Origin of the sequence: Halarchaeum grantii (assembly GCF_014647455.2) — an archaeon.
Taxonomy (GTDB): Archaea; Halobacteriota; Halobacteria; order Halobacteriales; family Halobacteriaceae; genus Halarchaeum; species Halarchaeum grantii.
On record NZ_BMPF01000002.1, the window covers coordinates 494,330 to 519,701 of the forward strand.

A 25,372-nucleotide genomic window follows, 5' to 3' on the forward strand; every position below is an offset into this window, starting at 1 on the left:
GCGACGGCGTCGATGTCTCGGGACGAGAACCACGGCCAGAGCACTAGGCGAGCGCCATACCTCGGTCCGCTCGGTCCACGCTCCGGTGACGTCATAGACCCCTCCAAGGTGGCCAGATACGCCAGCCAGTCGTCCGGCCGATGAGGAACGCAGCGACGCCGAAGACCATCGCGTAGACACCGAGTCGGTAGAGCGCGTCAATACCGTTGATGGGGATCTCGCGGACGTATACGGTATCACTCGCTGGCGCGTACGTCGCGTCCAAGTTCCACCACGAGTGGGGGACAAAACGCGCGGTGTGAATCCCGGTGTCGCGCGGGACCGTCCGTATCACCGTCCCGTCTGATGACGTATTGAGTCGAACGCCGTCGAGCGATAGCGTCCCGTCCATGCTTGCCGTAGAGACCGGAAGCCCGGTGTCCGTCTCGTGCAGTGCGAGTTCGAGTGTGACCGTCTCTGAAGTCGTCTCCTGAACGGTGAGTCGAAGCGACACCGGACGCATAGCCCGCTCGGGAAACGCCGAAAGAGATGCGTCGCGCTCGACGCCACGAACGAGTCCGGAGACTGCGACTGTCGACCCGTCATCGAGTCCGGAGAACCTCGCTGCGAACGTCGCATTCGCGAGATAGGACTCGGCCGGCGTATCGAGGGCGATTACCTCGGGAAGCGTCGGGACGGGCGTTACGTGACCGTCAGTCTCGAGTACGTCGACCGTGAGCGGACTCCCAGTAACCGGTGCCTGTCTACTCGGATACGCGTGCACGTGGAGGGGGACGAGCGGTGATGCGCGCTGAGCTTCCCCCGTCGACGTCGCAACCGTGAGCGTATCCCACGTCGGATCACGTGCACTGTAGAACTGCCAGACACCACGAACTGTTCCCCCCGGAACCGAATACGCAGACCACGGGCTGTCAATCGTGTTGGCGAAGCCGCGGTCCCCGTTCGGGTACGTCGTGACGAGTCCCGAGAGCACGGGCGCATCTACCGTCACGGTGATGGAGTCCTGAACAACGACGGTGTCGCTGAACGTCTTTGTCGTCCGCTGCGTAGCGATCCGGCACTGCGTCGTCTGGTTGACCGTCGTACAGACTGTTCGACGTGATGTCGTCTCGCGCTCGAGTTCGACGTCGATCTGCGCCACCAGCATGAGCGTGTGCGTCCCATCAGTACGAGTCGCATCCAGACCACGGTAGTCGAGGCGCGGCGTCCGCGTCCCGGCCGTCGTCGCGACGGTGTCACCATCGACGAGGAGGCGAACTGATCGAACGCCGTGCGAGGTGATCGTCCACTGATCACGTACCGAGTCAGCGGGGATTTCGACACGGTAGTCGACGACGCCGAGGACAGTGCCGTCCGGTGCCACGTAGAGCGGCACGTGTTCCGTATCGAGGTGGACACGTGTCGACGGCTGCACGGCGAACACCGAGACCGACGCGTCTTTGACGAACTCGCCGTCAGTTGTCTCCGCACCGGACGGACGAACGGCCGTCGCGGGATCGTCCGGTGGGAAGTCGGAGTGATCGAGACGGTTCCAGCGCTCGACTGCGATCGGTGGCCGGTCGAACGGGATGTCGGTAACGGTGGCGAGCCCCACGACCGTCCCCGAGACAGTAGCCACATCGACACCGGTGTCGTCGTCCCCCGACCAGAGCGGGTAGTACGTCGCGTCGTCGAAGCCATGTTCAGGTTTGTCCGGAACGGCGGAATCGGCGTGATTCGCGTCGCTGAGACCGGCCCCGATGACGCTCGTGGTGAGGAGGGCGATCGTGCACATCCTCAGAAGCTGCAACTCGTCCCACCTGCGACGACGTTGTTCAGGAGGAACGAGAGAATGACCGTTCCGAGCGGTGCGGCGATGACGCCGTAGAGGATCGCCTGCGTCCGCATCTCCTTGACCTCCGCCTTCCGGTCGGAACGCCGGACTGTCGGAAGCAAGACGGTCGCTCCGAGGGCGATGACACCACCGAGGAGCGGCCCGCCGTACTGGATGATCGTGAATACGTTCCGTACCGTGTCCGCGATCGCCGTCTGGCAAAACGCCTCTCCCGTTGACTGTGCGAGAGCCGGCTCAACGAGGAGCAGTGCGGCCAGAGCCGCCGCCATACCGAGCCGCCGTAGCCAGGCAGCCTGAATTCGTCCGGAAGTCCGAGTGAATGAATCGCCGCTGATATCGACCTTCATATGTAGTCGCACAGCCAGCAACACGGACGGCGTCGCCCGGTTTTACTGGCGCACGACAGCAGGCCCCCAGAAGTTCATCGGAGATAAGCTTATGCTCAAGTAAAGCGGAGTGATAGTGTCGATTACTTCGTAGTGGGCTCCAGAACCGGCTGGAATTCCACGATACGGTTCCGGACTGTTGCATCCGAAACCGACGCCGCCGTCGCGACAGTCTGCTGTGTTATGGGGTCCTCAGTCTCTCGAGCGGCGAGGTAGAGACACGCCGCAGCGACCCCGCGTGGATGTCGGCCATTAGCGATTCCGCACGATTCCGCGATATCCGCGAGTTCGAACGCCCGCGTCGTCACCGCGTCCGCGACGTCGCAGGTGGAGGCGATGGCCGGTACGCGATCGTGAACGCCGACTGGTTTGGCATCCAGCCCGAGTTCGCGATTCAGAACACCGTAGCCGAGCACGACGTCAGATCGCGAGCAACTCGCGACAGCTGCGATCTCGGGGGGTGGGCGTGCCACATTGCGGCAGCGACACGCGGCGTACACGCTGCCAGCAGCCATCATCTCGATCGAACGACCGCGAATGAGGTCACGGGACTGCGCACGGCGATAGAGCGTGCACGCCTCCTCGGCGACAGTTCTGGGTGACTCGAGTGCACTCACGAGGCGTCGGATTTCGGTGAACGCGGTCGCGAGGTTGCGCTCGGCTTTCGAGCGCCAGCGAGCGCGAGTATGCTCACGTCGAAGACGAGCGATCTGGGCGCGTTTTCGTGGTGAGAGGCAGTTCCCGTTCGCATCACCGCCATATCCGATCTCACTGGAGAGCCCGCGGTCGTGGCGCGCGGGTGTCAACGGTGCACCCGTCCGTCGCGCCTCGTCGTTCTCGGCGTCGAACCACGGTTCGGAACCGTGATCGAAGCGCTCCTCCTCTAAGACGAGCCCGCACGCCGTACACGCAAGTTCGCCGCCATCCGCGAGCACCCGCCCCTCGCACTCCGGGCAGCGCCCGCTGATCGATCCCTGGTCCTCGTCGAAGCCGTCTTCGTAGATGTCTCTCGTTGCCATCGGTGTCAGCGGGGCACTCAGGCGCCCCGCACCCGTCAGGGGGCGAGAAAATTGGCGGGAACACGGGGAACGACCACCGACGAGTGATGGCCTACGCGCTCTCGGCGAAGCGCTCGCGGAGACGCGCCTCCCGAGACTGGAACTGTTCGATGTTGGCGCCGAGGTTGCGTTCGACGCGCTCGATCTGTGCGAGCGCACTCTGGCTCGCGAGGCCGGTCTGACCATCTCGAGTGTCGGCGTCGGCGCGACGTCGGTAGGCACGCACGAGGCGCTCGAGCGTCGCCTCGGGATTGAGCAGAATATCGTTCGCGATGCGGACATACGCGTCGAGGGAGGTGCCCTCCTTCCCCGTATAGTGATGCGTGAGCGCGTAGGTCGCCCCGGAGTGCAGCGTCCACATGTCCACCTCGAAGGGGTCAGGAGATTCGGCGCGGGCGTCGCTCGCGGCGCGCTCGGCGAGATACTCGGGGAACTCGAGGAGGATGTAGAACTCGACGAGGTCGAAGGGCACCTCCCGCAGGTCGAGCGAGATGTCTTGGGCGTCCTGAATGAAGGCGGCGAGGTCGTCCGCGACGACGGCGAGGCGTCCGAGCAGGCGCTCCCACCACGTCTCGAAGTCCGCGACGTCACCGACGTGCTTGACGGTCTGGCGCTCGGTGAGCCGCCGAATCGAGTTCGCGCAGTAGGCGTCCTGCGCGTACCCCTCGACGTAGACCGCGTGTCCGCCGAAGAAGTCATACCCAGACGAAAAGCCGACCGCGATGGGGTCCTCACGGCCGAGGAAGGTCACGGAGAGCCCGTCGAAGAGCACGTCCATGTGCACCTCGCCGCCACCACGGTACTGCCGGATCTCCCCAAACACCACGTCCCCCAGCGCGCGCCCATCCACGGTCTCCTCCTCGACAGCCACTTCCAGAGGCCCGTAGACGTCGAGGGGGTTGATGATCGCGTAGGACTCGGTGGGGACGTAGAAGAGCGCGTCACAGTCCGCGCCCTGAGCACGTGCGGCCGCCCGCTCCGGGTCCACAAGCGCCGTGAAGCGCTCCGTCTCCTCCCACTCGTCCGTGTACGGGTTTCTGTACGCGACATCGCTCGCCACCGCTCGTGGGAGTTGTCTGATCGCCTCCGCGAACGACACCACCTCGGCGTCGTCGACGCGCGCCGCGTACCACTCCGGGAGGACTGCGTCTGCTCGGCCGTCGATTCCTGCGAACACTGTCGTCGTCTCTGGTCGGGACATAGTTGCTCACGCGGGCACGCCCTCGCGCCCCCGCACCCCTCAGGGGGCGAAAAACGTCGTCGGGTCGCCCGTCTGCGGAACTCTGCGTGTCCGAGTCACGGAACGTATCGAGACGGCCGAGACGCCCCTCCGTAGGGACGTGTTACTCCTCTACTTCGACGATATCCGCATCAGGTGCGTTCTCCTTCACACTCTCGATGCCCTGCTCGGCCTTCTGTCGAGACGCATAGCCCTCGCCGGAATCCGCGATGATGTTCCCGTTGTCGTGGATGAGGTGCCAGCGCCACTCGTCGCTCGCGTCGGTGTAGACCTCGAACGTTGCCTGACTCATCGAGAGCAGCTACTGGGGCCGTTCGGATAACGATTCGGGGAGTGACTATGACGCCACTAGCGCCATCTCGAAGGACTACACGAGCGTGCGCCTATCGTTCGAAGCGTCCGTCGGGTCGCGGGAGGCGTCGGGTGAGGATTTCGAGGTCGACGCGGCGCAGGTGCTTGCAGCCCTGCATACCGAGCTCGCTGTTGCGTTTCGCCCAGTCCGGACACGTACAGGTGCGGTCCGCGACGTCGACTTCGTAGGTGTTCCCGCTCTCGCTTTCGACTTCGTAGCGCGCCCCCTCCTCAAGGAAGCGCGTCTCCATCTCCTCAGTGAGCGCACGCCGCGTCCGCGGGTCCGCGACATCGTACTCATCCTCGCGGAACGGTGACGGTGGGTGGGGCGTCGCACACGAGCGCTCGAACTGCTCGGCATCGGGCCGCTCCTGGCCACAGAATCGACACCGGTAGTAGGTGCGCTCCGGGGCGTCGGCGTTCGCGAGCGACCGCTCGGTCACGACGACGAGGGAGTGGCCGTTCGGTATCGCGTCGATCGTCGGCTGTGAGTGGGTCGAGTACATGAGTCTGGAGGCACTTTTGAGCGCCCCCACCCGTCAGGGGCGCGAGAAACACTGCCTCACGGGACGCTGAAGGAGTACGCCCGAATCGATCTCGACGTCGTGGTCGGCCATCGGTCGAGCTGAAGGGCTGACGATAGATCGGACGCAGTCGATCACCAAGACCTATGGTGATTCAGACAATCAGTATTTACTGTGGTGATTCGATGAGCTCGGAGACCGGGGACGACGGTAGCGAAGAGACGTACGGTGAGGCCGAACTCAACGACCGAGGACGGCTCACAATCCCGAAGGCCCTCCGAGATACCCTCAATCTTGAGGGAGGGACGACGTTCACCGTCATTCGCGAGGGGGGCGACATCCGACTCGTCCGGCAGCTCCCTGACCTCCACACGCTGACGTCGGGGCGTTCACGCGAGGAGTGGGGTGAGGACGCATTCCGTGATGCCGGCGAAACGACCTTCGGGGGGCACTAGATGCGCATCCTCCCCGACGTAAACGCACTCGCGATCCAACTCGTCGACGACCATCCGGGACATCCATACGTCGCGGAGCATCTCGTGCCCGCGCTCCGTGGCGAGGACACCCTCCTCCTCTTCGGCTATCTCCCACTTCGCGTCCAGTGGGTTCTCGAAGACATCGGGTTCGACACCATCGACGCCCGGCGCGCCGTCCAGTCCCTCCTCGACTACCCTAGCGAGGCTATCGACGTCGACGACGCCGTCATCCGCAATGCCTACGAGATTAGCGCCGCAAAGAATCACGACGTCTACGATTGTTTCTACGTCGCCCTCGCACGCGACGCTGACGCCGACGTCCTCCTCACGACTGACCGCGACTTCGACGCCCTCTGTACTGACGAATCGGTCGGCTACACGAATCCCGTTCCCGAAGACGTCCTTGAGGAGTTCCACGCGTACTCGGCGTAGTCGGTCCGCTGATGCGGCCCAGCCCGTTGGCCGTCTCGCACGCGTAGACCGACACACTGTCGTCGACCGGAGCGGTGGCGCGCGATGAATCGACGCCCGGTTGGCGTCGAGAACGCGCGAGGGGCGTCCGCGCGAACGCAGTGAGCGGGGACGACGGCTGGGGAGGGAGAGGCCACGAAAAAGAAGGAACGGTTAGCGCTCCCACCACCGACCGCGCTCCGGGAAGACGAGCTCGCTCCACCCGGTCGCGGCGATGCAGGCGCGCTCACGGTAGAAGCCGAGTGCGCCACCGCGCACCCGCACGCGCTCGCCCAGCCGAACGGCCGGTTGGTTCGAGCGCTCCCACACCGTCAGCTTCGTCCTCCCCGTCTCGTCCTCGAGGAGACCCACTTGGGCGATTGCGGGATGGCGCGGCTCGAACAACCGCACGACCACACCTTCCACGCTCACCTCGTCGTCGGCCTCGAAGCGCTCCAACGCCCCGATAGGCACGATCTGTCCGGGCCCGTATCTGAGGGCCTCGCTCGTCTCGAGGACGGCATCGACGATGTCCTGACCACGCCGCACACGCTCGCCGACCATCCGTGAGATCGCCGATCGCGAATAGCCCCGTTCCTGCCCCGCCAACCGCTGCGCCTGCTGGTTCACAACCGCGAGTTCGTCCCGTGAGAGCTCTCCACGGGGATCGCTCGTCCACGCCTGCCACGTCCGGCTTGGGGTCCGCTCCGCCACGTAGTCGCGCGTCCTCGCCTCCCGGTCTGAGTCCTGCCGTCGGTCATACCGCGACCGCGTCCGCTCGATCTCCCATTCACGCGCCCGCACCCGCTCTTCCGCCTCGAGCGTCAACCCCGCGTAGGGGTCCTCTTTGACGTCAATTCTCGCCACAATCTCCATCGAGACCGTCGGGCGCAGGTTCCGCTCGCGCTCCGCGACGTCATCGACGACGTCGAATTCCTCGTTCACTCGCTCTTCGACCGAAACTTCATCTCCGATGGTGGTCTTACTAGACATGGGTGCTTAGCCCGAAGGCGTCTTCGCGGCGCCGCCGACCGCGACTGGTCCTCGCGGTCTTTTGTCGACGGTTCTCGACGAGTGGCTGCGCCGCTCGCGCCTTCAGCGCCCGTCAGGGCGCGAGCGGCGCGCACTGTCGGCACAGAAAAACGCCACGCATTATTTCTGAGGAGCGAGTGCCTCCGGGCCGTGTTCGCGGCCAGTTTCACGCCAGTTTCGGCGCCGAGCGCAGCGAGACGCCGACACTGCACGTGATGCTGGCGTCCCGAAAGGGCGAGCATGACACGGCCCGAGGCACGATCAGTCCCAAATTTGCAGGCACACGAAGCGACAGCACGACTGCGTTCGCCGGTCGACCACCGCGGTCGGGTGGGGCTTCGAAAGGGGCCGCGTGCTCGTGAGCCGAACCGACGCAAGCACGACGGGTAGTCGCGCGCAGCGAGGTGCAGGCCACGAGCACGCGGGGGCTTTCGCACAAGAAGACACCCCAGAGAGCCACCGGAATAGTCAGCGGAGTAGAATCTGCCGGCGAGGAGATATGCGCTGCCTGCCTGCTAGGCCGGCACAGAGATGGCGACCGACACCGATATTCCCGTGCTCGCGGCTGGTGCACGAACTTACATCCGAGTTCGCCCGACGGACGAGACGCTCACAGTCGAGACGATGACCGCGCAGTGGCGTCGACTCCATCAGTTCCTCGCCGATGACACACACGCGACGCCGCCAACACTCGAAGTGCTTCTCGTCTCCGAAGCCGAGGGCGAACTCGACTACTATGTTGGGCTCACGACGGATGACGCCGACTCAGTAGAGCCCATTCTGCGCAGTCTCTTCCCCGATACGTACGAGTTCGAGCGCCAGACGAAAGCCGCCACCTGGCTTGAGGGTATCCACCAGACGCACGGCACACCCACCGTCGTCGAATACCTCGCTCAAGGAGACCGACCAAAGGACTGGCAACTCGGCCTGACGGACTACGAGACGTTCGTCGCCGACGAGCACGCTCGCGTTCCGCTCGCCGCCATCGTCGACGCACTCACCACGAGCGCGACGCCCGCGCTCTATCAGGTGCTCGTCCGCCCGAAGCCCGATTGGACGCATGCAGCCGAGGATCGCGTCGCCGCCCTCGAGCACACCCAGGACACGGCGCTCGATCAGGTGATGGGCGCGCTCCTCGGAACGAGCGACGACGTCGAACGGATTCCACGAGCCGACCAGACGCGCCTTGATCGACTCCAGACGCGAGAGACACAGACGTCCTTCGAGATCGCCGCTCGCGCGGCCGTCTTCGGCACTGACTCTCGACGCGTGCTCCGCGACCTTCGCACGGCGTTCGGCGACATCGGGGGACCGAACTATCGAGTCCATCCCCGAGATCGACACGGGACTGCTGCAGACGGTGCCCTCGAGATGATCGCGAGTGGGGTGTTCCCGACACGACGACTCCGTGAGCGCCTCTTGAACCGGACGACTAGCCCGGTACTCGTCGCGAACCAGCACGAGATCGCGAATTTTACCGTTCTCGACGGCCGCGCACTCACCAGCGCGGGCGTTCGCTCACTTGATACCACACCACGTGAGCAGACGACGCTCACGCGGCCATCCAGCGAGCGCCTCGAACCCTACCGGGGTGACGGCCTCGCGATCGGCCGCCTCCTCGACGAGGACGGCGTCCCAGAGCAAGAGGCACTCGTCCTTCCACCAGCCCTCCAGCCGATGCACGTCGCGTGGCTCGGAAAGACCGGCTCCGGGAAGTCCACGAGCCTCACGAACGCCATCCTCGCAAACCACGACGCGACGGACGGCGTCGACATCCTCATCGACCGGAAGGGCGACGGGATGGCCGAGGCCTATATGCGCGCCCATTACGCGAGATACGGGAGTCTCGAGAACGTCTACTACTTCGACTGCGCGCAGACGCTTCCCGCATTCTCCTTCTTCGACATCCGTGACGAACTCAACGCCGGCGTCTCACACACGACCGCCGTCGAGGACACCGTCGATCACTACATCGAGATCCTCACACAGATCATGGGACGCGAGCGCTTCGAGCAAGCCGTTCGCTCCCCGGACATCATCCGCTACCTCACGAAAGCTGCCTTCGACCCCGTGAACGGCGCGGACGCCTTCACGCATCGCGACCTCCTCGAGCGCGTCCGCCAGATGCACGAACGCCAATCCGCGCCCGCCGTCTCCGACCCCGATCTCGAGCGCATGCTCGGCGGCGTCGTCGCGAATCGCGCGCGCTCCTTCGACGAGATCATGCAGGGTGTCGCCAACCGCATGGAGAAGATTCCACTCGACCGCCGCCTCGCCCGCGTCTTCAATCACGTCCCCGGAGAGGACGACCCCCATCTCGACCTCGCCGACTACCTCGACCGGAACGCCGTCATCATCTTCGACACGGGCGGCCTCCGAACAGAAGCCCAGCGCGTCCTCACACTCGTCATCCTCTCGAACCTCTGGACTGCACTTCGCCGTCGCGCGAACCGAACTGATGGAGAACTCGCACTCGTCAACCTCTACATCGAGGAAGCCGCCAGCGTCGCCGTCTCCGACCTCCTCCAGACCCTCCTCAGTCAAGCCCGAAGCTTCGGCTGCTCGATCACGCTCGCCATGCAGTTCCCCGGCCAGCTCAAGAGCGAGGACGAAGGCGCCTACGAGGAAGTCCTGAACAACGTCTCGACCATCATCACCGGAAACGTCGCCGTCGATCACCTCCTCGCCGAACGCCTCGCGACCGACGATATGCCGCCACGCGACGTCGGGACGCGACTCCGCTCACTTCGACGCGGCCACTGGTTCGTCAGCCTCCCTGCGGGCTTCGCCGACGCCGAGCCACGCCCCTTCCTCGTCGCCTCACTCCCACTCCCACCCGGCGATCCGGCCGGGAGATACCCACTCAGCCCAGCACGCGAACGAACCCTCCAGCAGCAAATTCGAGCCGTCGAGTATCGCACGCTCGACGGGATCGGCCTCCGACTCACCAGCCCGAGCGTCGCACGCCACGACGACCCAGCAGACGACCCCATCGAGACGCTCACCCGCGTCGACAGCGCGCTCCCACACACGCGGCGGCTCCCCGACACCCTCGAGTACGACGCCAAAACACACGCCATTCGATGCCAGAGCTGCGATAACCGATACGATCCGGATATCCACGGAGTACGGCGCGCCATCGAGTGCTGCTCGTCACTCACCGAAGTCGACCGCGACGACATCCCCGTCTGCGACGTCAACCTCAAACTCACACCGGCCGAGCGAGAAATCTCCGAGTGGAGCGACCGCCAACTCATGTTCCTCCAAGTCGTGTACAACGCCCAGCAGCTCCGCTACGACCCACTCGAGTACGACATCCTCCGCGACAGCATGATCCGCCTCCAGGAGTACGTCGGCATCGACAGCGACGAACTCACAGGCCTCCTCGATGCTGACCTCCTCCGTCACGACACCGACCACCCACACCGCCTCTACACAGTCTCACCGGCCGGCCGAGACGCCATCGGTGAGAGCTATCGCGAAGGCGTCGACTACGGCCACGGCCAGGGCGACCTCGAGGAATCCAGCGAGCACGTCCTCGGCGTCGAAGTCGCACGCCAATACCTCGAACGCGAATACGCCACCAATCCCGACTCGACCGTCACGACGGTCGTCCCCTACTACGACCTCGACGAGAACCGCCGCCTCGACCTCACCGGCCTCGACGCCGCAGGCGACATCGTCGTCACCGTCGAAGTCGAGCGCATCAATCACGACGTCCGCCGCGCCGTCCCCGACGACTACGACAAGATGGCCGCCTGCAACCCCGAGGAAGCCATTTGGGTCGTCATGACGCAATCCGCTGGCCACGATGTCCTCCACGCCCTCAACGACCCATTGGAGGGCCCGGTGCGCGTCGAGAAGACCTACGCACCCACCACGCCACCACAACAATTCCGCATCGACACCCCCGGACTGACCGCCATCTATCCCGCAGAATGGCTCCGTGCCACCTACCTCGACGCCGAGAGCGATGGGACGTCATAGTCGGACACGACGCCAACCGGCTGCTAGCCGAGCGCACACGCCACGCAACCCAATTCATACTCGGATTCCGGCGCCGCAAGCCCCCACTCCGTGGATTCCGACCGAAGATCATGACTGCACACCTCGGACTCGACGCCGACACCTGAATGTAGAGACGCCTCTACGACGGCGAGAGCGCTCCTCGACGCCGAATACGGCATCGCGAACAGCCACCAACCCGTCGGCCGACTCAGCAAAACCGATAGACGGCGGTCGATTATGAACCGAATACCACCTGGTTCGAGGCCCATCAGAGACGTCGAGCGGTTCCGAATACCCGAGCATACGCCCGCAGGGACGTCAGAGAACCCATATTCGGGTTTTGGTCGACGGGTTCCTAGATGCCGTTACAGCCCTCTCCACGAGTATTCTTGCGGGGATTTTGGTCAGTTAGGAGCACTAAATAGCCGCTTCAGGAGGTGGTTGAAGTTTCATAATCGGCCGCAGTCTATCGGTTTTGATCTTCCAGATGTGCGCGTCGGCCATCCGTGAAAGAGTCGACCGCCTGTTGAGTTCGCTAGTCCCAGTCGATCCAGTCGAGCTCCCAGCCACGACGGCGCTGGTGGTGTCTCTGCGCGTGCTCGCGGTCCTCGCGTTCGGTCCTGTTTCTGACGGGGACGCCGTGCTGTTCGCCCTCGACGAGGAGCGGGGCGAACGCGACGGCGTCGCCCTCGGTCGTTCCACGCTCGTCGACAGTAGCGAGTCGCTGGTCGCCGGTGCCGAGCGGCATGACGAGTCGCCCGCCCTCGGCGAGTTGGTCGCGGAGAGCGCGGGGGACGTCGACGGCGGCGGCCTCGACGAGGATGCGGTCGAAGGGCGCGTATTCGGGGAACCCCTGGCTGCCGTCGCGGCAGTCGACGAGCGCGCCCGCGTAGCCGGCGCGCCGGAGGTTGTCGCGGGCGGCCCAGACGACGCGGCGCGTGATGTCGACGGCGTGGACGTGCTCGGCGCCGACGATTTCGGCGAGGACGGCGCTCGTGTAGCCGACGCCGGCGCCGACGACGAGGACGTCGTCGCCGGGCTCGGGAGCAAGCGCTTGGAGGAGGTGCCCGACGGTGCTGGGAGCGAGGACGCGCGTGCCGTACGCTTCGAAGTCGCGATCGTTGTAGGCGCGGTGGTCGGCGTCGTCGACGAACTCGTGGCGGGGGACGGCGCGCATCGCGTCGCCGACGGGGTCGGGGTCGACGACGCCTCGGAGTTCGTGTTCGAGGCTGTCGACCATCCCGTCGCGTGCGGCGGCGTACTCCATACGTCCGGGTTGACGCGGAAGCTCTTGAACTGCCCGACGACCTATTCGCCCTGCATGGGGACGAAGCGGACGCCCCCGAGGCGTTCGCGTTCGATATCGTCTTCGCGGACGCGCGCGAGCACGAGTTCCTGTGCGAGGTCGCCGACGGGTGCGAGGACGCGCCCGCCGGCGCGGGTCTGCTCGAGGACGGCGTCGGGGAGCCGGCCGGTGGCACAGGTGAGGTAGGCGGCGTCGTAGGGGGCGTGCTCGGACCAGCCGTCGTGGCCGTCGCCGTGGCGGACGGAGACGTCGCCGTAGCCGGCGTCGGCGAGGGTCTCGCGGGCGTCCTCGGCGAGGTTGCGGACGTATTCGACGCTGTAGACGTGCTCGGCGCCGACGAGTTCGGCGGTGACGGCGGCGTGATACCCACAGCCCGTCCCGATTTCGAGGACGGCCTCGCCGGCGGTCAGGTCGAGGTGGTCGGCCATGACCGCGACCATGTGCGGCGCGCTGACGGTCTGGTCGTGGCCGATGGGGAGCGGGCGGTCGGCGTAGGCCCGCTCGCGGTGTTCCTCGGGGACGAACAGGTGGCGGGGGACGGTGCGTATCGCCTCGGCGACGCGCGCCTCGAGGTCGTAGCGGCGCTCGAGTCGGTCGGCGAGTCGGTCGCGTGCCTCCTCGTACTCCATGGTCGAGTGCGTGCGTGGGACGCGTGAAAAGGTGGGGGCCGCGTCGGTGTCCTACCAGGCCGACCAGGCTTTCGAGGACTTGTCGATGCCGTAGACGCGTTTGACGTCCTTGGCGAGGACGGTGTCGCCCTCGTGGCCGAGTTTCTGGAAGTCGTAGTTGGCGACGGCGCTGTCCCGGACGTGGATGGCCTCGACTTCGAACTCCTCCTCGCCGAACTCGTAGGTCTCGCCGATGGTGAACTCCTCGTCGCCGGGGAGCTGGAGGTCGAGGCTACGGGTGCCGTCGCCCTCGCCGTCGCGCGGATGGACGGTGATCGGGACCGAGACGTTGTCGACGGCGCGCGACCAGACGGTGTCGATGTCGCCGGCGTCGGCGCGTCCGACGCGCTCCTCGGGGCCGACTTCGATGGCGGTGACCCGGACCTGCATGATGACGTCGTCGGTTTCGAGGATGAACTCGTCGCCTTTCTCGACGCGCTCGTCGCCGGGCATCTCGACGGTGGCGGTGAAGGAGTCGCCGTCCTGGGAGACGACGACGGTGGGTTCGACGGTGTTCTCGTCTTCGAGCGGGGCCTTGTGGGTGTGGCCGCACTCGGTGCAGCGGACGGTGGCGGTGCCGCCCCCGGTGGTGAGGACCTCGTGGACCGTCTCGCGGTCCGGGGAACAGGACGGGCACGCGACGGGCGCCCGCTCGACGTGTTCGCTCATACGTGGTGTAAGCGACCGGAGCCGTAAAAACCCGAGGAGTGGCCTGAGCGTTCGCGTGCGGGTGTCTCTCTAGGGTTCGGGGAGGTGCACTTCGTCCCCGTCGGCGTAGACCGTGGGGTCGCGGATGATGCCGTCGAGGTGGATGGGGGCGTCTGTGTCGCCGCCGATGCCGGCGTCGTCACCGATGGCGATGTGGACGGTGCCGGCGGCCTTCTCGTCGAGGAGGACGCTCCCGACGAGGGCGGTGACGGCGACGTTGGTGCCGATGCCGAGTTCGGCGAGGTTGTACGCGGCGTCGCCCACGTCCTCGGCGGCGGCCTCGACCTGTTCGCGGACGTCGTCGTCGGAGATGTCGGTGACGGTGCCGTCCTTGACCTCGAAGCGGAGTTCGGTGTCGAGGCGGCCGTGGGGCATCATGGTGCCGTCGACGACGTACGTGCCGTCGGCGGTCTCGGGGGAGACGAACACCTCGCCGGCGGGGAGGTTGGAGAAGTCCCCAGCCTCGTGGACCATCCCGGTGTCTTGGCGCCACTCGCGCGCGCCGGGCTCGACGGTGATGTCGGTGCCGGCGTCCGTGGTCACTCTGATTTCCTCGGCGTCCCGGACCTGCGCGAGGACGTCGGCGCAGTGCCGGCGGATGGTGGCGTAGTCGGCGTCGAGGCCGGTGGTGAAGACGTCCTCGGTGATGCCGGGGAGGGTGGCACCCCGGACGCCGGCGTCGCTCGCGCGGGAGCGTGCGCGGGTGTGCGAGAGGCTCTTCGTGGTCGGCGCGAGGAAGGCGTCGGCCTCGCGCATGGCGGCGGCGACGGGGGCGGGCGGTTCGGCGCCGTGTTGCTCGCCGGGCGGATACTGGAGGACAGTGACGTCGTCGGTGACGTCCCGGGCGGCCTCGTAGAGGGCGTGACCGATGGGGCGACGCTCGTCGTCGGTGACGACGACGACGGTGTCGTCTGCGGTGATGCCGAGACACTGGACGACGGCGGTGTCGGCGGCCTCGCGAAGGGTGGGCATACGTGTGGCCTCTCCCGCCGCGCCGTTAGCCCTTGCGGGTTGGTCGGACTTACTCATCGCGTAGTTAATTTCTTGTAAGAATTCTCGAAAGAATTAATCGGGTGTAACACGGAGCACCACGTGATGCTCCGAGTCGGCGTCAACGGATACGGGACGATAGGCAAGCGCGTCGCGGACGCGGTTGCGGCACAACCCGACATGGAAGTCGCCGGAGTCGCGAAGACGACTCCGAACTTCGAGGCCGAGGCCGCCCATCGACGCGGCTATCCCGTCCACGCCGCGCGCGAGGACCGGCGCGACGCGTTCGACGACGCCGGCGTCCCGGTCGCGGGGGACCTGGACGACCTCGTGGTCGAGAGCGACATCGTCGTCGACTGTACGCCCGCCGGCATCGGCGCCGAGAACCGCGCCGTCTACGAGCGCCACGACACGCCCGCCCTCTACCAGGGCGGCGAGGACGCCGACGTCGCGGACGCGAGCTTCAACGCGCGCGCGAACTACGACGAAGTGGCGGCGAGCGACGCCGAGCACGTCCGCGTCGTCTCCTGTAACACCACCGGCCTCTCGCGCGTCCTCGCGCCGCTCGACGAACAGTACGGCGTGGAGAAGGCGCGCGCGACCCTCGTCCGCCGTGGTGGCGACCCGAGCCAACCGGACCGCGGCCCAATCAACGACATCCTCCCCGACCCCGTGACCGTCCCCTCCCACCACGGCCCGGACGTCAACACCGTCCTCCCGGACCTCGCCGTGGACACGATGGGCGTCACCGTTCCGGCGACACTGATGCACCTCCACAGCGTCAACGTCACCCTCGAGACGGAGGCCGAGGCGGCGGCCGTCGCGGAGACGCTCACCGACGAGTCCCGGGTCTTCCTCGTGCCGGGCGACGCGCGCGTCGCCGGCCCCGCGCACCTGAAGGAGTACGCACAGGACGCGGGCCGGCCGCGTGGCGACCTCTGGGAGAACTGCGTCTGGGCGGAGTCCATCGCCGTCGAGGGTCGCGACCTCTACTTCTTCCAAGCGATCCACCAGGAGAGCGACGTCGTCCCGGAGAACGTGGACGCGATCCGCGCGGTCTGCACCGACACCGAGGCCGCCGAGAGCGTCGTCGAGACGAACCGCGCGCTCGGCGTCGGCTTCGGCGAGAGCGAGGAGACGCGGCGCGTCGCCGCGGACGGCGAGGGCGCGACCGCAAGCGCGGACGACTAGTCGTCGAGGTCCGCGAACGCCACGTCGCCGCTCTCGGTGTCGATGGTCGCGACGTGGTAGCGGTCGTCGCCACCGGAGAAGGGGAGGCCGCCGGGGTTCACGCGCTGCGTGCCGTCCACGACGTCGTGGCCGCGTTCGTGCGTGTGCCCGTGCAGGACGTAGTCGTAGTCGCCACACGAGACGAGCGCGTCGACGAGCGTCCCGCTCGTCCCGTGGTAGACGGCGAAGTCGGTGCCACCGAGCGTGAGCTCTGCGGACTCGCCGTGGTACGTCCCGAACGCCTCGATGGCGTCCCGGAGCACCCACTCGCCGTCGTTGTTCCCGCGAACGGCGTGGAAGTCGAACGCGTCGCTCTCGAAGACGGCGGCGGTGAACGGCGCGACGACGTCGCCGCAGTGGACGACGGTCTCACAGCCCGCGCCCTCGAAGTGCGCGACCGCGCGCCGGGCGCGTTCGAGGTCGTCGTGGGTGTCGGAGACGACGCCGACGAGCATTCAGTTCGCCTCCGCTTCGAGGACTTCGACGGCGGGGAGCGGGTCGCCGGTGAGCGCGCGGATGTACGCGCCGCCCGCGATGGAGACGTGCGAGAAGTCGTCCTCGCTCAGCCCGTACATCTCGATGGCGCGCGAGGTGTCGCCGCCGCCGACGACGCTGAAGCAGTCCGTCTCCGCGATGGCTTCGAGGACGCCGACCGTCCCGACGCTGAAGCGTTCGTCCTCGAAGAGGCCGAGCGCACCCTTCACGAAGACGGCCTCGGAGTCGCGGATGGCGTCGTCGTAGACGGCGACGGTGTCGGTGCCGACGTCGAGGAAGCCCTGCGTCTTCTCCGCGACGTCCTCGACGAGCACTTCGGCGCGCTCGCCCTCAGCGTCCTCGTAGGCGAGGTCTTTCGCGAGCGTGATCTGGTCGCCGCGCTCCTCGAGCAGCGCACGGATGGTGTCGGCGTTCTGCTCCCACTGCTCGTCGAAGAGGTCCATCCCCTCGACGTCCTCGCCGACGGGATAGCCGGCGGCGCGGAGGAAGAGTTCGCCCGCGATTCCCCCGAGCAGGAACCGGTCGACCTTCTCGTCGAGGGCGTTCATGACGCCGATGACGTCGGTGGCCTTCGTGCCGCCGACGACCATCGTCACCTGCCCGTCGAAGGTGCGCGACGCGATGGCGGTGTTCGCCTCGTACTCGGACTCCATGACGCGGCCCGCGTATGCGGGAAGGACGAGCGGGAAGCCGACGAGCGAGGCGTGCTTGCGGTGGGCGGCCGAATAGGCGTCGTTCACGTACGCGTCGAACTCGGCGGCGAGCGTCCGCACGAACTCCGTCTCGGCCTTCTCCTCGGGGGGTGCCTCCGGGAGTTCGTCCTCGCACATCCGGACGTTCTCGAGGAGGAGTATCTCGCCGTCGTCCAATCCGTCGATGGCCTCGACGGCCTCTGGGCCGTAGGTGTCGGGGACGAAGCGGACGTCGCGGCCGACGTGTTCGGCGAGGATGTCGGCGTGCTGGCGCAGCGAGACGAAGTCGTCGTCGCCGGGCCGGCCCTGGTGGGCCATGCAGACGACGCGGTCGCCGCGCTCGGCGAGTTCGCGCACGGTCTCGGCGTGGCGCTCGAAGCGGCGGTTGTCCTGCACGGTGCCGTCCTCAACGGGGGAGTTGAGGTCGAGGCGGACCAGCACGCGCTGGCCGGGTTCGAGGTCGTCGAGTGTGTTGAAGCTCATAGTCGGATGGATCGGGTGGTGGGTACTTAGCGGTGGGCGAAAAGCGGTGCGCGGCGCGCGTAGTGCGACGTTGCTCGCGGCTTCGCCGCTCGTTCGTTCAGTCGCGCGTGGCGCGCCCCGCTCACGGCGTCGCCGCTCGCGGTATCGTCGCCCGGAGGGCGACGTCCTCACGGCTTCGCCGTTCGTTCTGTCGCGCGTGGCGCGACTAGTACTGCGTGATGTACGCGGAGACGTCGAGCAGGCGGTTCGAGAAGCCGTACTCGTTGTCGTACCACGTGAGGATCTTCACGAGCTCGCCGTTCTCGCCGATGACGTTCGTGGAGTTCAGGTCGACCGTGGAACTGAACGGGAGGCCGAGGATGTCGCTGGAGACGACTTCGTCGTCCGTGTAGCCGAGGACGCCGGCGAGCGGGCCGGAGTCGGCGGCGTCGCGGAACGCGTCGTTGATCTCCTCGGCGGTGATGCCCTCCGCGTCGAGGTCGACGACGAGTTCGGTGATCGAGCCGTTCGGGACCGGGACCCGAATCGCCATCCCGTCGAGTTTGCCCTTGAGCGCGGGGAGGATCTCGGTGGCGGCCTGTGCGGCGCCCGTGGAGGTCGGGACGATGTTCTCGGCGGCGGCGCGCCCGCGACGGGTCTTCCCCTGCGGGCCGTCGATGAGCGACTGCGAACCCGTGTAGGCGTGGACGGTCGTCAGAGTCCCCGTCTCGATGCCGAACTCCTCGTCGAGCACCTTCGCGACCGGCGTGACGGAGTTCGTCGTACAGGAGGCGTTCGAGACGACGTCCTCGCCGTCGTACTCGTCGTGGTTGACGCCGTAGACGAGCTGCTTCACGGGCTCCTCGCCCTTCGGCGGCGCGGAGATGACGACCTTCTCGGCGCCGGCCTCGACGTGCTGGGCGGCTTGGCCGCGCTCGCGGAAGATGCCCGTACACTCGAGGGCGACGTCGACGTCCTGCTCGCCCCACGGGAGGTCGGTGGGGTCCTGAACGTTGAGGAGCTGGACGCTGGAGCCGTTCACGACGAGTTCGTCGCCGTCGCGCTCGACGCCGTCGAGGCGTCCCATGACGGTGTCGTACTGCGCGAGGTACTCCATGTCGTCGAAGTCCATGACGTCGTTGATGCCGACGAGGTCGATGCGAGGGTCCTCGAGGGCGGCGCGGAAGACGTTGCGTCCGATGCGGCCGAACCCGTTCAGTCCCACGCGCACGACTTCGCCCGTTTCCTCGGCGTCGAGGGAGAGTTCACTCATACTTGAGTAATACCAATCATCGGGCTTAAAACCCGACGGAACGAGCCAGCGGTAGACTATGTATATCACGGTACTCCTCCGCAAGAAGTTGCGGATCGTCCGGCGATCGCCGACACCCCGAAACCTTTTGGCCGCGAGCGGCGTATTCGGCGGTATGAGACGCGACGACCGGGACGACCCCTTCGACGACTTCTTCCGCGAGATCGAGCGTATGATGGACGACATGATGCGCAACTCCCCGAACGAGTCCGGCTACGACGACGCCGGCTTCGGGAGCGACACGCATCTCGACGTCCAAGAGAGCGAGGACGAGATCCGCGTCATCGGCGACTTCCCCGGCGTCGAGAGGGACGACCTCTCGCTGAAGTGCGACGGGCGCATCCTCACCATCAGCGCCGCGACGGACGCCCGCGAGTACGACGAGCGCATCGAACTCCCGTCGCGCGTCGACGAGCGCTCCGGGAACGCGAGCTACAACAACGGCGTCCTCGAAGTCACCTTCGAGCGCGCCGAGGAGTCCGCGAACATCGGCTTCGAGTAACTAGAGCGACTTCACGGCCGCCGCGAAGCGGTCGTAGAACCCCTCGTCGTACTTCTCTTCGTCGTCGATCGTCGGGCGCGCGTTCGTCTCGTTCACGACGACGCGCTCGTCGGTCTCCAGTACGTCCACGCCGAGGAACCGGATGTCGAGCGCGGCCGCCGCGCGCTCGGCGAGGTCCAGAACGGCCGGACTCGGGTCGGCGGCGACCGCGTCGGCGCCACGGTGGACGTTGTGCTTCCAGCGCCCCGTCTCGCGCGCGGCGTCGGGGAGGCGGCGCTCGACCGTTCCGACCACCTCGCCGTCGAGCACCATCACGCGGTAGTCGCGCGCGTCCGGGAGGTACTCCTGAACGAGGTAGGAGCGGTCACCGGTCGCCCGGTAGTCGTGCACGAGGTCGAGGTAGTCGGCGATGCCGAGAAAGGAGTCGAGGTCGGCGGCCTTCGCGACGCCGATGCCGCGCGTCGTCGAGTTCGGCTTCACGACGACGGTGCCCGGGATGGCCGCGTAGGCGTCCTCGAGGTCGGCGGTGTCGGCCGGGTTCGACAGCATCACCGTCTCGGGAACCGGGACGCCGGCGCGTTCGAGCGTCGCGAGCACCCCGGCTTTGTTCCGCGACGTGAGGACGTCCTCGCGGTCGTTCAGCCACGGGACGTCGAGCCACGCGTCGAGGACCCCGCCCTCCATGAGTCGGCCCGGGAAGACGTAGCCCGCGTCGAACGCCTCGACGCTGAACGGCGGGTCGGAGAGGGAGTACGAACCATGTGACGCCGAGACCGCTTCGGCGTCGATGCCGCGCTCGGCGAGCGGGGCGCGGACGCGCTCGAAGGTCTCGGCGGCGTTTGCGAACGCGAGGCGGAACATGTGCGTCCTTAGCGGGAGCGAGGAAAAAGCCCTCGTGCTCCGTTAGTCGATCTTCGTGAGGAGGTCCTGACCGTGCTCGACGTCGATCTTGCACGGCGGCGTGATCTTGTTGTAGGCGCGACGGAAGGCCTCCTTGACGGCGGGGGCCTGGTCGACGTCACACCACGCGGTGAAGAGGCGCTCGTTCGGGTAGATGCGCGTCGCGGTCCCCACGGGAACGCCGAACGCCTGGCGCATCCCGTCGGAAACGCGGTCCGCACCCGCACCGGTCGCCTGCTTGTTCTCGCGGAGGACCTGGTGAGGGAACTTGCGGAGGATCATCTTGTAGTTGCCCTCGCCGAGTTCCTTGATGAGGTGGCGGTTCGCGGAGAGGCGGGAGGCCTCGAGCGAGCCGTGGCGGAGCTGGCACTCCTCCTCGGTCTTCAGGCTGATCTGGACGGCGTAGTCCTCGGGGTCGGACTGGAGGTCCCCCATCTTGAACTGCGCGATCTTGGAGCCGGGGATACCCGTGATGTACTCCCGTCGGGTGTACGACGGCTTGTCGATAGTCCGATACATGGAGGCGGGATTGTCGGCCATGGTTACTACCCGAGTCTGACGGCTAGCGTGCGGTTAAAGCCTTCGAACTGGCGGAGACGAGCGCGAGCGAGTCTCCGCCGAACGAGCGAACGGCGACCGAGGGGGAGCCATGAGCCGGGGGGCGTTCACGGCGCTGAGCAAAGCGAAGCGTCGGGAACGGATACGCGACTGCGGAGCGACCGGCGAGAGCGATGCGTGAGCACGAGCGGAGACGAGCGCGAGCGAGTCCCCCGCCGAGCGAGCGAACGGCGGCCGAGAGAGCCGTGAGCCGCGGGCGTTCGCAGGGGTGTGCGAAGCGAGCGCCCCGAGAGTGCTGGCGGACCGATGCATCATCGTCGGAGGAGACGACCGACGCGGCGCTCGAGCGCCAACCCGAGCCCGGACGCCTGTATCCGCTCGTCGAGTCGGCCGGCGAGCAGGACGCTCCCGACGCCGAGGGCGATGCCGGCGACGACGTCGGTCAGCCAGTGGATCCCGAGATACATCGTCGAGAGATCGACGCTCAGCGCGAGTACCGCCGCGACCGGGAACCACCGGGGGAGCGCTGCACGCGTTCGATGCGCGAGCACCGCGACGGAGACCGACAGGGAGGTATGAAGCGACGGGAAGACGTTCGTGTTCGTGTTCACCTGACTCGTGAGGAGTCGGGACTGTGGCCACGACGTGTAGAGGAGGGAGTTCACCATCTCCGGCATCAGGTTCCGCGGCCCGTAGGCGATGAAGAGGACGTAGAAGAGGAGGCCGATGGAGTAGTTGATGGCGAGCGTGAGTATGAGGTGTCGGAGCGGGCGCCGGTCGGGGAGTGCGAAGTACGCGACCAGCGGGAACACGAGGAGGAAGACGTAGCCGTAGACGTACACCGCCGAGAAGTACGCGGTAAGCGGCGGCGTGGCGAACGACTGGACCCACGCGACGAAGCCCCCTTCGAGGGCGAAGATGGCCCCCGTGATGTTCCAGCCGATGATCCAGGAGATATCCGGGCCGACCTGTCGGGCGACCTTGTTCACGAGGAGGACGCCCGCGAGGAGGACGAAGTACGGAAGGACCGAGCGCACCCGTCGACGAGTGTCCGCGGCCGCCGTGTAGAGCTGGGGGCGACCCACGATGGCGACGGAGCCGGTGAGAGTGAGAGCCCCGACGACGGCGAAGACGTGCAGCAGGACGTCAGCGAGCGTCATTGTTCGGTGAGCACCCCTTCACTCGTATAGGCGTATCCGGCGTCGCGGAACGCCTCTCGGACGGCGGCGCCGTCGAAGTCGCCGTCCGGCCCGTAGAACGAGAGCCGCGGATCGCCGTCGTCCCACGACGGGTCGTCGGGGACCCACTCGTGGGAGAGCGGTGATGCCGTCGGTACGGCGTGGCCGTCGAAGACGTCGTCGACGAGTGCGCGCGTGTCGAGGAGCTCTGCGACGACGCGCCGGAAACGCGGGTTCGTCAGCGGAGACGTGCGGTTGTTGTACCCGACGTGGTAGAACGACCGCGACCTGTCGGAGAGCAGCGTGAGGGCGTCGTCGATCTCGACGCGCGGGACGGCGCTCGGGATGAGCGGTGTCGCAGTGGCGTCGGCATCGCCCTCGCTAATGAGCGAGACCGCCGCGGCGTCCGACGGGGCGACGCGGACGGACAGTTCGTCGAACGCGACATCGGGGTCGAGGGGGCCGTCGACGTCGGTCACCGCGTAGTCGTCGAACCGCTCGAGCGTGATCGAGGTCCCCTCGGTGACGTCAGTGACGCGAAGCGGTCCGCTGCCGACGGGCGAGCGATTCGGCCAGACGAGCGCCTTCGTGATGCCGTCGAACTGCAAGACGCCGGCGATGTCCGCCGGTTGGCACTTGTCCTCCCAGACGTGTTTCGGAAGGATCGGGAGGGTGAACGCACGCTCGGCGACCGCCGGTGACGCGTCGCCGCACGAGAGACGGAGCGTGTGGTCGTCGTCGACGACGACGCGATCGACGAGCGAAGTCCGCCCCCGGAACCGTGGTGCGGGGACGGGGGACTCGCGATTGCCCAGCGAGGTATCGGTGAGGAAGCGGTACGTGAACGCGACGTCGTCGGCGGTGAGCGGCTTTCCGTCGTGCCACGTGGCTCCGTCGCGTAGCTCGAGCGTCGCGGTATCACCGTCCCACGACCACGCGCGGGCTTGCCACGGGACCAGTTCCCCCCTGACGTATCGCGCGAGGGGGTCGTAGAGGAGGCCGAGAATCGTCCCGTAGCTCCGGTACTCGACCCCGAGCGGGTTGAGGTTTCGCGTCACGCGACCGTCGGTCATCGCGACGCGGAGTCGCGTCCGGCCAGCGTCCGCCGCCGCGCCGGACGCCTCGAGCGCGAGATAGCGGAGCGGCGAATCGACGGGGAAGCGATGCCAGCCCTCGAAGCGGTCCGTACGGGCGGCACCGAGGGTATCGGGGTGGGCGAGAGGAGTGAACGGCTGTTGGGACGCGATTTCGCGCTGGACGGCGGAGACGTGCGTCCGCCGCGTGCTGCCCGACGTCGAGCGCTGCGCATCGAGGTGGTCGTCGACGGTCAGGTCGGCGAATCCGAACGGGTTCTGCCAGCCGGGTTCGCCGTCGAAGGTCGAGCGGAGCAGAGAGTAGAGGAAATCGGGGTCGTATCGACCGGGGTGGCGGCCGACGTAGACGTCGAAGTCGTGGTTGATGAGGACGTCACGGTAGAGCTCGGACTCCCGCTGGAGGACGATATCGGCGTCGATGCCGCCCATCGAGAGCCGGTCGACGAGGCGTCTGGCGATGGTGGTGGCGACCGGATCGGTGTCCGCCGGAACGGTCTTGACGGAGAGGGAGACCGTCGACGGGGTGTCGCGAGTCATGAGGGCTTGCACGCGGTCGACACAGCCGGCGCTCGACGCGGCGAGACCGACACCGGTCGCGGCGAGTACCGACCGACGAGTAGCCCGCGACCCGTCGGCGTCGTCGTCCCCGCTCATGTGTCCTACTGTGACGTGCCCAGGGGCACATAACCGTACTGTTAGCCAACTCAGAGTCCGAAGAGGGCGCGCAGGAGAACGAGTCCCCAGACGACGACCGAAGCGAACACTGCGGCCGTGGGGGTCCGCTCCGACCTCCCGGACGAGTCGGCGACGGCGGCCGCGAGGAGACCGAGCGCGAGCGCGAGCGAGACACGGTGCGTGAGGAGGCCGACGGGCGGTGCGGTGACGCCGACGGCGAGCAGGTCGAGTGCGAACGCGGCGGCCCCACCGACGGTGGCGGCGAGGAACGCCGCGAGCGGTGAAAGCGGGCGGGCGAGTCGAGCGGTCAGCCACGGGAGCACGAGCGCGAGGACCGGATAGAGCAGTGCGGCGACGGCTTTCGGTGGGACGCCCACGAACGCACCGTCGACGGCGACTGCACCGACGCGGACGGTAGCGACGAGCGCGACCGGGAGCGCGGCGACGAGCAGACCGCGACGGAGAGCGACGCGACGGAACCAGCCGAGTGAGCCGAGGAGGGGCACGGCGAAGACGACGACGGTGGCCACGCCGTCCCCGTTCACGCGACCGGCGTTCCCGAGCGAGCGGTGGGTGACGCGCGCGACGCCGGGCGTCATCCGGAGGTCGTCGGCGACCGCGGACTGCGCGGAGTCGACGCCGACGACGGTGTGTCGGAGCCGGAACCAGTCCCAGTACTCCTCGTGGGCCTGTACCGCCGTCCAGTTCGCCGACGCGGGCGTGTAGCCCCGAACGTGGAGACGGGACCCGAAGTACGAGCCGTCGTTCGCTTGGAACGATTCGGAGAGCCACCGTCCCGAGCCGTTCACGGCGGCGTACGTGAAACGCGTCGCTCCGTGCGCTGAGCGCCACGGGATGAGCTGTGAGTCCCCCCCGCGCTCCCAGTCGCGGTCGAGGAAGGTGCGCCGGACTCCGTCGGTATCCCCGTGAACGAGGACGTTGACCGCGAGCGTTCGACCCGCCACCGAGCGCGTCCTGCTCGTGTACGGCCAGAGCGCGTCGTCGCCGACGTGGACGAGTGCCGCGTCGGAGGGGGCGGCGTCACCGGAATCGGCCGCGTGCGCGTCGACCGCGAGGCCGGTCAGGCCGGCGAGGGCGACGGCGGCGGCGACGACGAGCGCGAGGCGGATCGGAGCCGACATCGGTTCGAGCTATGCTACACCGCCTCGATGCAAATAGCTGACTGCCGGGCTCTCAACGACCGCGTCGTCGGCTTCGTGCCCCACTAACGACAGCCCGACGG

24 protein-coding genes are annotated in these 25,372 nt (G+C 67.1%); 5 read left to right on the forward strand and 19 right to left on the reverse strand.

Annotated elements, in window-relative coordinates; all coding sequences use genetic code 11:
* Positions 1 to 91 precede the first annotated feature (91 nt).
* The 6 genes from IEY12_RS16075 to IEY12_RS15925 form a co-directional block, all read right to left on the reverse strand.
* Positions 92 to 1,774 (reverse strand): DUF8186 domain-containing protein, encoded by a 1,683-nt coding sequence (locus IEY12_RS16075; RefSeq protein WP_188882735.1) that lies wholly within the window; start codon positions 1,772 to 1,774, stop codon positions 92 to 94.
* Positions 1,775 to 1,776: 2 nt separating this feature from the next.
* The gene (locus tag IEY12_RS08785; RefSeq protein ID WP_188882742.1) at positions 1,777 to 2,181 is read right to left on the reverse strand and encodes a hypothetical protein; all 405 of its coding nucleotides are present in this window, start codon (positions 2,179 to 2,181) and stop codon (positions 1,777 to 1,779) included.
* Between the two features lie 122 nt (positions 2,182 to 2,303).
* Positions 2,304 to 3,239, reverse strand: a complete 936-nt coding sequence (locus IEY12_RS08790) for a transcription initiation factor IIB (RefSeq protein ID WP_188882744.1) — start codon at positions 3,237 to 3,239, stop codon at positions 2,304 to 2,306.
* A 91-nt stretch (positions 3,240 to 3,330) separates the two neighbouring features.
* A complete protein-coding gene (locus tag IEY12_RS08795; RefSeq protein ID WP_188882749.1) occupies positions 3,331 to 4,479 on the reverse strand; it encodes a hypothetical protein in 1,149 nt (382 codons plus the stop codon).
* Between the two features lie 142 nt (positions 4,480 to 4,621).
* A complete protein-coding gene (locus IEY12_RS08800) occupies positions 4,622 to 4,810 on the reverse strand; it encodes an HVO_2922 family protein (RefSeq protein WP_123077987.1) in 189 nt (62 codons plus the stop codon).
* A 91-nt stretch (positions 4,811 to 4,901) separates the two neighbouring features.
* On the reverse strand, positions 4,902 to 5,375 hold the full coding sequence (locus IEY12_RS15925) for an SWIM zinc finger family protein (RefSeq protein ID WP_188882751.1): 474 nt from the start codon (positions 5,373 to 5,375) through the stop codon (positions 4,902 to 4,904).
* A 203-nt stretch (positions 5,376 to 5,578) separates the two neighbouring features.
* On the opposite strand from IEY12_RS15925, the gene IEY12_RS08810 reads away from it, so the two are divergent.
* Both IEY12_RS08810 and IEY12_RS08815 read left to right on the forward strand, forming a co-directional pair.
* A complete protein-coding gene (locus IEY12_RS08810) occupies positions 5,579 to 5,848 on the forward strand; it encodes an AbrB/MazE/SpoVT family DNA-binding domain-containing protein (protein WP_123078441.1) in 270 nt (89 codons plus the stop codon).
* Positions 5,849 to 6,301 carry a type II toxin-antitoxin system VapC family toxin gene (locus IEY12_RS08815; protein WP_188882759.1) on the forward strand — a complete coding sequence of 151 codons (453 nt, stop codon included), beginning with the start codon at positions 5,849 to 5,851 and terminating at the stop codon, positions 6,299 to 6,301.
* A 192-nt stretch (positions 6,302 to 6,493) separates the two neighbouring features.
* Here IEY12_RS08815 and IEY12_RS08820 read toward each other — a convergent pair whose 3' ends face one another.
* A complete protein-coding gene (locus tag IEY12_RS08820; protein WP_188882761.1) occupies positions 6,494 to 7,312 on the reverse strand; it encodes a DNA-binding protein in 819 nt (272 codons plus the stop codon).
* 570 nt (positions 7,313 to 7,882) lie between these two features.
* Here IEY12_RS08820 and IEY12_RS08825 point away from each other — a divergent pair.
* Positions 7,883 to 11,338 carry an ATP-binding protein gene (locus tag IEY12_RS08825; protein WP_188882763.1) on the forward strand — a complete coding sequence of 1,152 codons (3,456 nt, stop codon included), beginning with the start codon at positions 7,883 to 7,885 and terminating at the stop codon, positions 11,336 to 11,338.
* Between the two features lie 556 nt (positions 11,339 to 11,894).
* Here IEY12_RS08825 and IEY12_RS08830 read toward each other — a convergent pair.
* The 4 genes from IEY12_RS08830 to IEY12_RS08845 all read right to left on the reverse strand — a co-directional run bounded on the left by IEY12_RS08830 (position 11,895) and on the right by IEY12_RS08845 (position 15,013).
* Positions 11,895 to 12,626 carry a protein-L-isoaspartate O-methyltransferase family protein gene (locus tag IEY12_RS08830; RefSeq protein WP_188882766.1) on the reverse strand — a complete coding sequence of 244 codons (732 nt, stop codon included), beginning with the start codon at positions 12,624 to 12,626 and terminating at the stop codon, positions 11,895 to 11,897.
* Between the two features lie 41 nt (positions 12,627 to 12,667).
* Complete coding sequence (locus IEY12_RS08835) at positions 12,668 to 13,294, reverse strand: protein-L-isoaspartate(D-aspartate) O-methyltransferase (RefSeq protein ID WP_188882768.1); 627 nt, start codon at positions 13,292 to 13,294, stop codon at positions 12,668 to 12,670.
* A gap of 51 nt (positions 13,295 to 13,345) precedes the next feature.
* On the reverse strand, positions 13,346 to 14,002 hold the full coding sequence (locus tag IEY12_RS08840) for an HVO_0476 family zinc finger protein (RefSeq protein WP_123074359.1): 657 nt from the start codon (positions 14,000 to 14,002) through the stop codon (positions 13,346 to 13,348).
* A 69-nt stretch (positions 14,003 to 14,071) separates the two neighbouring features.
* The gene (locus tag IEY12_RS08845) at positions 14,072 to 15,013 is read right to left on the reverse strand and encodes an aminopeptidase (protein ID WP_188882770.1); all 942 of its coding nucleotides are present in this window, start codon (positions 15,011 to 15,013) and stop codon (positions 14,072 to 14,074) included.
* Positions 15,014 to 15,136: 123 nt separating this feature from the next.
* On the opposite strand from IEY12_RS08845, the gene IEY12_RS08850 reads away from it, so the two are divergent.
* Positions 15,137 to 16,222 (forward strand): type II glyceraldehyde-3-phosphate dehydrogenase, encoded by a 1,086-nt coding sequence (locus IEY12_RS08850; protein ID WP_188882773.1) that lies wholly within the window; start codon positions 15,137 to 15,139, stop codon positions 16,220 to 16,222.
* Here the strand turns inward: IEY12_RS08850 and IEY12_RS08855 are convergent.
* The 3 genes from IEY12_RS08855 to gap all read right to left on the reverse strand — a co-directional run bounded on the left by IEY12_RS08855 (position 16,219) and on the right by gap (position 19,183).
* Positions 16,219 to 16,716: a metallophosphoesterase gene (locus IEY12_RS08855; protein WP_188882775.1), complete on the reverse strand. Its 498-nt coding sequence runs from the start codon at positions 16,714 to 16,716 to the stop codon at positions 16,219 to 16,221. The genes IEY12_RS08850 and IEY12_RS08855 overlap by 4 nt on opposite strands.
* A complete protein-coding gene (locus tag IEY12_RS08860; RefSeq protein WP_188882777.1) occupies positions 16,717 to 17,931 on the reverse strand; it encodes a phosphoglycerate kinase in 1,215 nt (404 codons plus the stop codon).
* Positions 17,932 to 18,136: 205 nt separating this feature from the next.
* Entirely contained in the window at positions 18,137 to 19,183 is a 1,047-nt protein-coding gene (gene gap, locus IEY12_RS08865; RefSeq protein ID WP_188882780.1) for a type I glyceraldehyde-3-phosphate dehydrogenase, read from the reverse strand.
* 154 nt (positions 19,184 to 19,337) lie between these two features.
* On the opposite strand from gap, the gene IEY12_RS08870 reads away from it, so the two are divergent.
* Complete coding sequence (locus IEY12_RS08870; protein WP_188882782.1) at positions 19,338 to 19,724, forward strand: Hsp20/alpha crystallin family protein; 387 nt, start codon at positions 19,338 to 19,340, stop codon at positions 19,722 to 19,724.
* Here IEY12_RS08870 and IEY12_RS08875 read toward each other — a convergent pair whose 3' ends face one another.
* The 5 genes from IEY12_RS08875 to IEY12_RS08895 form a co-directional block, all read right to left on the reverse strand.
* Entirely contained in the window at positions 19,725 to 20,585 is an 861-nt protein-coding gene (locus tag IEY12_RS08875; RefSeq protein WP_188882784.1) for an ATP-grasp domain-containing protein, read from the reverse strand. It abuts the gene before it with no gap.
* Positions 20,586 to 20,627: 42 nt separating this feature from the next.
* A complete protein-coding gene (locus IEY12_RS08880; protein ID WP_188882786.1) occupies positions 20,628 to 21,164 on the reverse strand; it encodes a 50S ribosomal protein L16 in 537 nt (178 codons plus the stop codon).
* 329 nt (positions 21,165 to 21,493) lie between these two features.
* On the reverse strand, positions 21,494 to 22,342 hold the full coding sequence (locus IEY12_RS08885; RefSeq protein WP_188882793.1) for a phosphatase PAP2 family protein: 849 nt from the start codon (positions 22,340 to 22,342) through the stop codon (positions 21,494 to 21,496).
* The gene (locus IEY12_RS08890; RefSeq protein WP_188882795.1) at positions 22,339 to 24,108 is read right to left on the reverse strand and encodes an ABC transporter substrate-binding protein; all 1,770 of its coding nucleotides are present in this window, start codon (positions 24,106 to 24,108) and stop codon (positions 22,339 to 22,341) included. The genes IEY12_RS08885 and IEY12_RS08890 overlap by 4 nt, the downstream gene beginning before the upstream one ends.
* A 50-nt stretch (positions 24,109 to 24,158) precedes the next feature.
* Complete coding sequence (locus IEY12_RS08895) at positions 24,159 to 25,271, reverse strand: hypothetical protein (protein ID WP_188882801.1); 1,113 nt, start codon at positions 25,269 to 25,271, stop codon at positions 24,159 to 24,161.
* Positions 25,272 to 25,372 lie beyond the last annotated feature (101 nt).

Excerpts from the sequence above, each read along its gene's own strand:
- IEY12_RS08825 (WP_188882763.1), top strand. The coding sequence starts at position 7,883 with ATGGCGACCGACACCGATATTCCCGTGCTCGCGGCTGGTGCACGAACT.
- IEY12_RS08810 (WP_123078441.1), top strand. The coding sequence starts at position 5,579 with ATGAGCTCGGAGACCGGGGACGACGGTAGCGAAGAGACGTACGGTGAG.
- IEY12_RS08840 (WP_123074359.1), bottom strand. The coding sequence starts at position 14,002 with ATGAGCGAACACGTCGAGCGGGCGCCCGTCGCGTGCCCGTCCTGTTCC.
- IEY12_RS08785 (WP_188882742.1), bottom strand. The coding sequence starts at position 2,181 with ATGAAGGTCGATATCAGCGGCGATTCATTCACTCGGACTTCCGGACGA.
- IEY12_RS08815 (WP_188882759.1), top strand. The coding sequence starts at position 5,849 with ATGCGCATCCTCCCCGACGTAAACGCACTCGCGATCCAACTCGTCGAC.
- IEY12_RS08790 (WP_188882744.1), bottom strand. The coding sequence starts at position 3,239 with ATGGCAACGAGAGACATCTACGAAGACGGCTTCGACGAGGACCAGGGA.
- IEY12_RS08820 (WP_188882761.1), bottom strand. The coding sequence starts at position 7,312 with ATGTCTAGTAAGACCACCATCGGAGATGAAGTTTCGGTCGAAGAGCGA.
- IEY12_RS08875 (WP_188882784.1), bottom strand. The coding sequence starts at position 20,585 with ATGTTCCGCCTCGCGTTCGCAAACGCCGCCGAGACCTTCGAGCGCGTC.
- IEY12_RS15925 (WP_188882751.1), bottom strand. The coding sequence starts at position 5,375 with ATGTACTCGACCCACTCACAGCCGACGATCGACGCGATACCGAACGGC.
- IEY12_RS08870 (WP_188882782.1), top strand. The coding sequence starts at position 19,338 with ATGAGACGCGACGACCGGGACGACCCCTTCGACGACTTCTTCCGCGAG.
- IEY12_RS08795 (WP_188882749.1), bottom strand. The coding sequence starts at position 4,479 with ATGTCCCGACCAGAGACGACGACAGTGTTCGCAGGAATCGACGGCCGA.
- gap (WP_188882780.1), bottom strand. The coding sequence starts at position 19,183 with ATGAGTGAACTCTCCCTCGACGCCGAGGAAACGGGCGAAGTCGTGCGC.
- IEY12_RS08845 (WP_188882770.1), bottom strand. The coding sequence starts at position 15,013 with ATGCCCACCCTTCGCGAGGCCGCCGACACCGCCGTCGTCCAGTGTCTC.
- IEY12_RS08800 (WP_123077987.1), bottom strand. The coding sequence starts at position 4,810 with ATGAGTCAGGCAACGTTCGAGGTCTACACCGACGCGAGCGACGAGTGG.
- IEY12_RS08880 (WP_188882786.1), bottom strand. The coding sequence starts at position 21,164 with ATGGCCGACAATCCCGCCTCCATGTATCGGACTATCGACAAGCCGTCG.
- IEY12_RS08855 (WP_188882775.1), bottom strand. The coding sequence starts at position 16,716 with ATGCTCGTCGGCGTCGTCTCCGACACCCACGACGACCTCGAACGCGCC.
- IEY12_RS08830 (WP_188882766.1), bottom strand. The coding sequence starts at position 12,626 with ATGGAGTACGCCGCCGCACGCGACGGGATGGTCGACAGCCTCGAACAC.
- IEY12_RS08835 (WP_188882768.1), bottom strand. The coding sequence starts at position 13,294 with ATGGAGTACGAGGAGGCACGCGACCGACTCGCCGACCGACTCGAGCGC.
- IEY12_RS08890 (WP_188882795.1), bottom strand. The coding sequence starts at position 24,108 with ATGAGCGGGGACGACGACGCCGACGGGTCGCGGGCTACTCGTCGGTCG.
- IEY12_RS08885 (WP_188882793.1), bottom strand. The coding sequence starts at position 22,342 with ATGACGCTCGCTGACGTCCTGCTGCACGTCTTCGCCGTCGTCGGGGCT.
- IEY12_RS08850 (WP_188882773.1), top strand. The coding sequence starts at position 15,137 with ATGCTCCGAGTCGGCGTCAACGGATACGGGACGATAGGCAAGCGCGTC.
- IEY12_RS16075 (WP_188882735.1), bottom strand. The coding sequence starts at position 1,774 with ATGTGCACGATCGCCCTCCTCACCACGAGCGTCATCGGGGCCGGTCTC.
- IEY12_RS08895 (WP_188882801.1), bottom strand. The coding sequence starts at position 25,271 with ATGTCGGCTCCGATCCGCCTCGCGCTCGTCGTCGCCGCCGCCGTCGCC.
- IEY12_RS08860 (WP_188882777.1), bottom strand. The coding sequence starts at position 17,931 with ATGAGCTTCAACACACTCGACGACCTCGAACCCGGCCAGCGCGTGCTG.